Consider the following 8,131-nt stretch of genomic DNA (forward strand, 5'->3'; position numbering starts at 1 on the left):
GAATCCGGCTGGCAGTTGTCACGCGATCTGCAGTTGCCGGCTATCCGCCCGGAACCGTCGTACCCCGTTCCACCTGCTGTAACCCGCCGGACCGCCGGGCACCACCGTCGGGGGAGAGGGTCTGGCCCCATGACCCCCTCCCTGCGCCGTGTGCTTCCCGCGGCGGCGGCCGCACTGCTGGCGATCACGCTCGCCGCGTGCGGCGAGAGCGCCTCGACGGCCGGCGGCGCCGGCTCGGCCGACCCCGAGACGCTCGTTTTCGCCTCCGTGCCCAGCGAGCAGTCGGCGAGCCTCCAGGAGGACTACAAGCCGATCCTGGACATGCTCGCGAAGGAGACCGGCAAGAAGGTCGAGTTCCGGCAGGCGACCGACTACGCCGCCGTCATCGAGGGCCAGATCTCCGGCCAGATCCAGATCGCCCAGTACGGGCCGCTCTCCTTCGTCCTCGCGCAGAGCAAGGGGGCGAAGATCATGCCGGTGGGGGCGCAGGTCAAGACGAAGGGCGAGAAGCCCGGCTACCAGTCCTACGGCATCACCAAGGCCGGCTCGGGCATCACCTCGCTGAAGGACTTCGCCGGCAAGAAAGTCTGCTTCGTCGACCCGAACTCGACGTCCGGGTTCCTCTACCCGACGGCGGGCCTGCTCGAAGCGGGCGTCGACCCGAAGACCGGCATCACGCCGGTGATGGCCGGCGGGCACGACTCTTCGGTGCTGGAGGTCAAGGCCGGGCGCTGCGACGCCGGGTTCGCCTACGACACGATGGTCGACACCCAGCTGGTCGCGAAGGGTGAGATCACACCCGGCGAGATCTCGACGGTATGGAAGTCCGAGGCCATTCCCGGCTCGCCGGTCGCCATCGGCACGGGCCTCTCGCCGGAGCTGCAGGTGAAGCTGACCGACGCCTTCCAGCACAAGGCCAACAGCGACTACCTGCTCGCCAACAAGTTCTGCACCGGCGAATGCAAGATCGGCGACGAAGGTGTCTGGGGCTACGCGGCGGTCGACAACGCCTTCTACGACCCGATCCGCAAGGTCTGCGAGCTCACGAAGAACCAGAACTGCACCGAAGCATGAGCCCCGCTGCCGTGGTCGAGCTGACCGGCGTCACCAAGCGGTTCGGGCCCGACGTCCTCGGGCTCGACGACGTCTCGCTCTCCGTCGCGGCGGGCGAGGTCGTGGTGCTGCTCGGGCTCTCGGGCTCCGGGAAGTCGACGTTGCTGCGGCACGTCGACGGGCTGCAGATGCCCACGTCGGGCGGTGTCCGGGTGCTGGGCGTCGACGTGCCGACGGCGGGTGGACGCGAGCTGCGCATGCTGCGGCGGCGGATCGGCTTCGTCTTCCAGCAATTCGACCTGGTCGGCAGCCGCACCGTGCTGGAGAACGTCTGCACCGGCGCGCTGGGCCGGCTGCGGGGTCCCCGGCTCGGGCTGCCGACCTACCCCCGTGGGCTGCGCCGCGAGGCGCTGGAGCACCTGGACCGCGTGGGCCTTGCCGACCGCGCCTTCCAGCGCGCCGACACGCTCTCCGGTGGGCAGCAGCAGCGCGTCGCGGTGGCCAGGGCGCTCATGCAGCGACCTGAGGTGCCGCTCGCCGACGAGCCGGTCGCGTCGCTCGACCCGGAGTCGTCGGCGCAGGTCATGGACCTGCTCAAGACGATCAGCCGGGAGAACTCGCTGACCGTGCTGTGCAGCCTCCACCAGGTCGACCTCGCGCTCGGCTGGGGCGACCGGATCGTCGGGCTGCGCACCGGGCGCACCGTGCTCGACCTGCCGACCGACGGGCTCGACCGCGACCAGGTGATGGCCGTCTACTCGCGGGTCGGCGCCGACGCGAGCGCGTTGCTGACGACAGCGGGATGACGGAGCGTCTTGCGGCCCGGCCGTCGACCGGTTCGACGGCCGCAATGGTGGTGCTGCTCGCGCTGCTGGCCACGGCGGTGTGGGCGTTCGCCGACCTGCGGATCAACGTGGCGACGTTCGTCGACGGCGCGGCGCGGGCCGCCGAGTTCGCGGAGCGGACGTTCCCGCTCGACTTCCCGCCGCCGGGCGAGATCCTGCGGCTGTGCGGGCAGACGCTCGCGATCGTCGTTCTCGCGACGCTGCTCTCCACGATCCTGTCGGTGCCTCTCGCGCTGCTCGCGGCCGCCAACACCACCCCGGCGCGCTCGGCCCGGTTCGGCGCCCGCGCGCTGATCGTCGTCGCCAGGGCGGTGCCCGACGTCGTGCTGGCGATCGTGTTCGTGCGGGTGTTCGGCATCGGCGCGCTCACCGGCGTGCTCGCGATGGGCCTGCACTCCATCGGGATGATCGGCAAGATGTACGCCGACGCGATCGAGCAGATCGACGACGGCCCGCCGACGGCGCTGCGCGCGACGGGCGCCACGCGGCTGCAGCAGATCGCGGGTGGGGTGCTGCCGCCCGTCCTGCCCGCGTTCGTCGCGGTCGGGCTGCACCGGCTCGACATCAACTTGCGGGTCTCGGTGGTGCTCGGCTTCGTCGGGGTCGAGGGCATCGGCTACGCGATCGCGGAGTCGCTGCGGGTGCTCGACTACCAGCGCGGGATCGCGCTCGCGCTCGTCGTGCTCGGGCTCTGCATCGTCGTCGAGCTGATCTCGGGCGCCATCCGCACCGCGCTGCTCGGCCGTGGCGAGCGCACCCGCTTTGCGCGGAAGCCGGCGCCGCGCAACGACGAAGAGCTGGGCGTCGACGCCGATCTGACCCGTGACCCGCGGTTGCGTTCGGCGGCCGCGCTCGTCGAGGGCCTGGTCAGCCCGCCGTGGACCGCGCGCCGGATCTCGTCCACCGCGTATGGGCTGGTCACGGCGTTGGTCGTGGTCGCGTCGATGTCGGCGTCGGGGGTGGCGCCGCTGGAGCTCCTCGGCGCGCTGCCGCGGGTCGTCGCCGGCTTGGGGCTGTTCTTCCCGCCCGACGGCGGCGGGATCCTCGCGTTGCTGTTCGCCGAGCTGCTCGTCACGATCAAGATTGCGCTGGCCGCCACCCTGATCGGGGTGGTGCTCTCGCTGCCGATCGGGGCGCTCGCCGCGCGGAACGTCGCGCCGTCGCCGCAGATCGCGCAGGCGGCCCGGCTGGTCATCCTGACCATCCGCGGCATCCCCGAGCTGATCCTCGCGATCGTCTTCGTGGTGATCACCGGCCTCGGTGAGGTCGCGGGCGCCGTGGCGCTCGGCGTCGGCGCGGTCGGGCTGCTCGGCAAGCTGGTCGCCGACTCGCTGGAAGAGGTCGACCCCGGGCCGGAACGTGCGCTCACGGCGACCGGGGCGACCCGCACGCAGGTGTTCTTCGCCGCGACCGTGCCGGCCGGTGTGCGCGCGCTCGTCGCGCACGTGCTCTACCTGCTCGACACGAACATCCGCGCGGCGACGCTCCTGGGCATCGTCGGCGCCGGCGGCATCGGCTTCTACCTGCTCAACGCGTCGCGGGTGCTGGAGTTCGGCGTCGTGACCACGATCCTGCTGATGGTGTTCTGCACCGTCATGCTCGTCGAGCTGCTGGCGATCTGGCTGAGAGGGAGATTCTGATGCTGCGCGAGACCGTCCGCGCCGACCTGCTGGCGATGGCCGACCTGCCCTATGACGGCGAGGACGTCGACCAGCTCACCCACGCGCTGCAAGCCGGTGCGCTCGCCGTAGAGGCCGGGGCGCGGCCCGCGCTCGTCGCGGCCGCGCTGCTGCACGACGTCGGCCGGCTCCCGCACGTGGAGGCCGCCCTGCCGGCCGCGCCCCACGAGCGGGCCGGCGCCGCGTACGTCACCCGGCTGCTGGGCCAGGAGGTCGGCTGGCTGGTCGGCTCGCACGTGCTGGCCAAGCGGGCGCTCGTCGCAACCGACCCGGACTACCTGGCGCTGCTCTCGCCGACGTCGGTGCGCACGCTGCGGGAGCAGGGCGGGCCCGCCGCCGGCGACGAGGTCGAGCGCTTCCTGCGCCACCCGCTCGCCGCCGACGCCATGGCGCTGCGGCGCTGGGACGACGGCGCCAAGGATCCGTCAGCCCCGACCCCGTCGCTCGAGGCGCTGCTGGACGCGGCCCTGCCCGCTGACGCTGCTTGACCGGTCGGGCTCACGCGTCGCGAGACGGCCGGAGCGACGGGCGGCTGGTTCTTCGGTCCCGCAAGGTCCGGATCGAACCAACCGTGGCCGCGGCGAGGACTGGATGCGTGCGATCTGCACGCGAGGGCAGCAAAGCCACTTTCCGGCCCTCACAGGGCAGGAAAGTGGCTTTCCTGCCCTCCTCAACCCCGGGGTGAGCGTCGGCGATTCATCTGACGATCACTTCCGGCCCCGTGAGGGCCTGAGCCCGGCTTTCCTGCCTTCCGCGCGAGCGGCTCAGCAGCGCCCCGGCCCCGACGACCATGATCGCCGCCGTTGCACCGTGGACACCGAGGCCGGCGAGCGGGCTGCCGTCGCGGCTCAGCACGATCACGGCGTCGCCGAACGGGATCGTGCTGAACGCGAGGAGTGCCAGCCCGACCGTCCGGCGCCGGTCGGGGCCCCTGACCGCGGCCAGGAGCGTCAACATGACCAGGCCGGCCCCGACGTCGCGCACGCCCTTCACCGCCAGGTAGGGGTCGTCGGCCGGCGGCGCCGGCACACCGAAGCCTGCGCCGGCGCCCGCCGGGTCGGCGAGGAACCAGGCGCCGATGCCGAGGATCCCGACCCCGATCGCTCCGGCGATGGCATAGCCCAACTTCGTACGCATCTGTTCTCCTAGCGTTGCTAGCTCCTAGGTCGATGCTAGCTATAGCGATGTGCGAAAGTCTAGCGATGCTACGATCCAGTTCGTGGCCATCCAGGAGCGACGCGAACGCCAGCGTGCCGAGCGACACCAGCGGATCGTCGAAGCTGCGCGAGCGATCGCAGAGGCGGAGGGCTGGGCTGCGGTCACCACCCGCCGGCTCGCCGAGCGCATCGAGTACAGCCAGCCGGTGCTCTACGGCCACTTCCCCGGCGGCAAGGAGGCGATCTCCTCCGCGGTGGCGCTGCAGGGCTTCGGCGAGCTCGCGGACAGACTCGGAGCCGGCGTCGCCGCGGCGCCCGATCCGGCTGCCGGACTCGTTGCGATGGCCGAGGCGTACCTGCGCTTCGCCGAGGAGAACGCGGCGGTCTACGAGGCCATGTTCACCATGCCCAGCGAGCTCACGTTCGCCGCCCCGGAGACACCTCCCGCGCTGCAGGCAGGGTTCCAGGTGCTGCGCGACACGCTGGGGGCCGCGACCGGCGAGACCGACCTCGCTGTCCGTACCGAGCTGGCGTGGAGCACCTTGCACGGGCTTGCGACGCTCACGGCGGCGCGACGCGTCCGGCCCGAGGACGCCCGGACCCGGCTGGACCTCCTGGTCGCCCAGTGGCAGGCCACTCATACCTGAGATGACACAAATTTCCGTCATCTCAGTCATTTCGGGGTAGCCTGGCCCGCGTGACCGAACCGTCCGAGCTCGCCTTCGCCGATGAGGCCGGTCGCTACTTCGCAAGGCAGCACGGCCTGCCACCCATGACCGGTCGGGTGATCGGGTGGCTGATGCTCTGCGAGCCGCAGCTGCAGACGATCGCCGAGCTCGCGGAGGCGCTCAGGGCCAGCCGCACCGCGGTGACCAGCGCCGTCGCCGTGCTGGAGTCGTGGGAGTGGGTGCAGCGGTCGCGGGCGGCCGGCGAGCGCGTCGACCGCGTCGGCCTCTCGCCCGGCGTGTGGATGCGCCAGCTGGACAACCCGGCCGAGTACACGGCGTTCGGCGCGCTCGCGCAGCGAGGGCTCGACGCGCTGGCCGACGCGCCGAGCGACCGCCGGGCGCGGCTCGTGGAGATGGCCGCCTTCGCCGAGTTCCTGGCCGAACGGATGCCCGCGCTCGGGGCCGAGTGGATGGCTCGCCGCGATGCCTTGCGTGCGCATCATGAGGAGGACCGATGAGGTTCGATCATGCACGCTGGGAGGCCCGGTTCGACGAGCTGCGCGCCGACCACCACGTCCCGGGCGCCACGCTGGCCGTGCTCGCCGAAGGTGAGATCCACGAGCTGGCCAGTGGGGTGTTGCACCGCGGCACGGGGGTCGCGGCGACGCCGGACTCGGTGTTCCAGTCCGGTTCGATCGCCAAGATCTACACCGCGACGCTGGTGATGCAGCTGGTCGATGCAGGCCTCTTGGAGCTCGACACCGCGGTGTCGGACGTCCTGCCGGAATCCGGGATCACCGCGACCGTCCGCCAGCTGCTCAGCCACACCAGCGGCCTCGCCGCCGACTTCACGCTCGACACCGGTCGCGGTGACGACTGCCTCGCCCGCTACGCGGACGCCTGCGTCGGCGTCGGCCTCGACTGCCCGCCCGGCGTGCTGGCCTCTTACTGCAGCACCGGATACAACCTGCTCGGCAGGGTCGTCGAAGTGCTGACCGGTCAGACCTGGGACGACGCGCTCCAGGACCGGCTGCTGACGCCGCTCGGCCTATCGCACTCGATGACGTTGCCGGAGCAGGCGCTGCGGTTCCGGGTGGCGATGGGCACATGGGCGAGCTGGGCCACGACCCGGAGCCGGCGCCGGTGTGGGACTTCCTGCCGCGCTCGGCAGGCCCGTCAGGCCGGATGCTGGTGACTGCCGGCGACGTCGTCCGCTTCGCACGGATGCACCTCGATGGCAGTCGCGTGCTCACGCCGGGGTCCGTCGCGGCGATGCAGCGGCATGCCGTCGACACGCCCGACCGGTGGTCGTTCGGCACCGACGGCTGGGGCCTGGGCTGGGCGCTCTACGACTGGGACGGTGTGCGCGGGTACGGCCACGACGGCTCGTCGATCAGTCAACTCTCCTACCTGCGGGTTGTGCCGGAGGCCGGTGTGATCGCCGTGCTGCTGACCAACGGCGGCGGCGCGCATCAGCTCTGCACCGCGCTGTTCGGAGAGGTGCTCGGTGAGCTCGCCGGCGTGCGGCTCCCCGACACCTTCCGGCCCCCGACCCGTCCGGTTGCGGTGGACATCAACCGGTGGGTAGGCACGTACGAACGCGAAGGCGTGATCCTCACCGTCAGCGAGGCCGACGGGGTCGCGGGTGTCAGGTTCGAGCCGACGGGCGCCATAGCCGACTTCTCGCCTCCGCTCGACCTCGACCTCGTGCCCGTCACGGAGACCCTCTTCGCCGCGCCAGGCCAGGGCGTCATGAACGCCGAGTGGATCCCCGTGACCTTCACCCGGCTGCCCGACGGCACCGACGGTGTCTACTTCGGGATGCGGATCGCGCTCAAACTTCCTCGAGGAGACGTGTGAACACCCCTGCGGAGATCATCGGTCGGTCCCGTCTCGACCGGGCCCCGCTCGGTGCCCTGCCCGAGGCGCATCGACCCGTCGACGTGGTCGACGGCTACCGCGTGCAGGACGCCGTGCACGCATACCTGACGTCCGAGGGGCACGGTGGGCTCGTCGGCTACAAGATCGGCTGCACGACGCCGGTGATGCAGGCCTTCCTCGACATCGCGCATCCGTGCGCCGGTGGGATCTTCGCGAGCACCGTCCGGACGGGCGAGATCGCGATGGCCGACTTCGTCAGGGTGGGCGTCGAGTGCGAGCTCGCGGTGCGGCTCGGTGCCGATCTCGGCGGCGAGGTGACGCTCCTGGAGGCCGCCGGCGCGGTCGGCGCGTGCATGGCCGCGATCGAGCTGGTGGACGACCGCTACGTCGACTTCACGACGCTGGGCGCGCCGACACTGATCGCGGACGACTTCTTCGGCGCCGGGTGCGTCATCGGGCCGGAGAACACCGGCTTCGACCCGACCGAGCTGCGTTCCGTCACCGCGTCCATGTCGGTCGACGGTGAGCGGGCCGGCGAGGGCGCCGGGACGGACGTGCTCGGCGACCCGTTGAACGCGCTGGTGTGGCTCGCCGGTGTCAGGCAGCTCCGCCGCGGGCAGATCGTCCTGCTCGGCAGCGTCGTGAAGACGGCGTGGCTCGACGGCCCGGCGGAGGTCGTGGTGTCGAACCAGCAGCTCGGTGACGTCACCGCCCGCTTCGTCTGATCGCCTGGTTCAGGCGACGCGTGGTCTTCGGCGTGGGACTTGCTCGGGGTCGACGTATCTGGGCGGAATGAATTCCGGTTGCCCATCCGCTATTCGCACGATCCATTCGGTGGCATGGATTTC

Annotated in this window: 8 protein-coding genes and 1 pseudogene; 8 read left to right on the plus strand and 1 reads right to left on the minus strand. The window is 71.4% G+C overall.

The features are described from left to right. Positions 1-129 precede the first annotated feature (129 nt). The 4 genes from LL648_RS33625 to LL648_RS33640 are packed head-to-tail and all read left to right on the plus strand — an operon-like array spanning position 130 to position 4,065. Positions 130-1,074, plus strand: a complete 945-nt coding sequence (locus LL648_RS33625) for a phosphate/phosphite/phosphonate ABC transporter substrate-binding protein (RefSeq protein ID WP_232666848.1) — start codon at positions 130-132, stop codon at positions 1,072-1,074. Beyond that, positions 1,071-1,859, plus strand: a complete 789-nt coding sequence (gene phnC / locus LL648_RS33630; protein ID WP_232666849.1) for a phosphonate ABC transporter ATP-binding protein — start codon at positions 1,071-1,073, stop codon at positions 1,857-1,859. The genes LL648_RS33625 and phnC overlap by 4 nt, the downstream gene beginning before the upstream one ends. After that, entirely contained in the window at positions 1,856-3,538 is a 1,683-nt protein-coding gene (gene phnE, locus LL648_RS33635; protein WP_232666850.1) for a phosphonate ABC transporter, permease protein PhnE, read from the plus strand. Before phnC ends, phnE begins: the two co-directional genes overlap by 4 nt. Further along, the gene (locus LL648_RS33640; protein ID WP_232666851.1) at positions 3,538-4,065 is read left to right on the plus strand and encodes an HD domain-containing protein; all 528 of its coding nucleotides are present in this window, start codon (positions 3,538-3,540) and stop codon (positions 4,063-4,065) included. Before phnE ends, LL648_RS33640 begins: the two co-directional genes overlap by 1 nt. A gap of 208 nt (positions 4,066-4,273) precedes the next feature. On the opposite strand, the gene LL648_RS33645 is transcribed toward LL648_RS33640, so the two are convergent. After that, positions 4,274-4,714 carry a DUF4267 domain-containing protein gene (locus LL648_RS33645; RefSeq protein WP_232666852.1) on the minus strand — a complete coding sequence of 147 codons (441 nt, stop codon included), beginning with the start codon at positions 4,712-4,714 and terminating at the stop codon, positions 4,274-4,276. Positions 4,715-4,796: 82 nt separating this feature from the next. Between LL648_RS33645 and LL648_RS33650 the strand changes: the two genes are divergently transcribed. From LL648_RS33650 to LL648_RS45505, 4 genes and pseudogenes are all read left to right on the plus strand, one after another. Further along, positions 4,797-5,381 carry a TetR/AcrR family transcriptional regulator gene (locus LL648_RS33650; protein ID WP_232666853.1) on the plus strand — a complete coding sequence of 195 codons (585 nt, stop codon included), beginning with the start codon at positions 4,797-4,799 and terminating at the stop codon, positions 5,379-5,381. Positions 5,382-5,431: 50 nt separating this feature from the next. Further along, on the plus strand, positions 5,432-5,920 hold the full coding sequence (locus LL648_RS33655) for a GbsR/MarR family transcriptional regulator (protein ID WP_232666854.1): 489 nt from the start codon (positions 5,432-5,434) through the stop codon (positions 5,918-5,920). Beyond that, positions 5,917-7,262: pseudogene (locus LL648_RS33660) on the plus strand (serine hydrolase domain-containing protein). The gene LL648_RS33655 and the pseudogene LL648_RS33660 overlap by 4 nt, the downstream one beginning before the upstream one ends. Then, positions 7,259-8,008, plus strand: coding sequence for a 2-keto-4-pentenoate hydratase (locus LL648_RS45505; RefSeq protein ID WP_232666855.1), 750 nt, complete (start codon positions 7,259-7,261; stop codon positions 8,006-8,008). Before LL648_RS33660 ends, LL648_RS45505 begins: the two are co-directional and overlap by 4 nt. Positions 8,009-8,131: the final 123 nt, after the last annotated feature.

The organism is Pseudonocardia sp. TRM90224 (genome assembly GCF_021245725.1).
In the GTDB taxonomy this organism is placed as follows: Bacteria; Actinomycetota; Actinomycetes; order Mycobacteriales; family Pseudonocardiaceae; genus Pseudonocardia.

What these genes read in the sequence shown, in the direction of transcription:
- LL648_RS33625 (WP_232666848.1), top strand. Translation starts at nt 130, where the DNA reads ATGACCCCCTCCCTGCGCCGTGTGCTTCCCGCGGCGGCGGCCGCACTG.
- phnC (WP_232666849.1), top strand. Translation starts at nt 1,071, where the DNA reads ATGAGCCCCGCTGCCGTGGTCGAGCTGACCGGCGTCACCAAGCGGTTC.
- phnE (WP_232666850.1), top strand. Translation starts at nt 1,856, where the DNA reads ATGACGGAGCGTCTTGCGGCCCGGCCGTCGACCGGTTCGACGGCCGCA.
- LL648_RS33640 (WP_232666851.1), top strand. Translation starts at nt 3,538, where the DNA reads ATGCTGCGCGAGACCGTCCGCGCCGACCTGCTGGCGATGGCCGACCTG.
- LL648_RS33645 (WP_232666852.1), bottom strand. Translation starts at nt 4,714, where the DNA reads ATGCGTACGAAGTTGGGCTATGCCATCGCCGGAGCGATCGGGGTCGGG.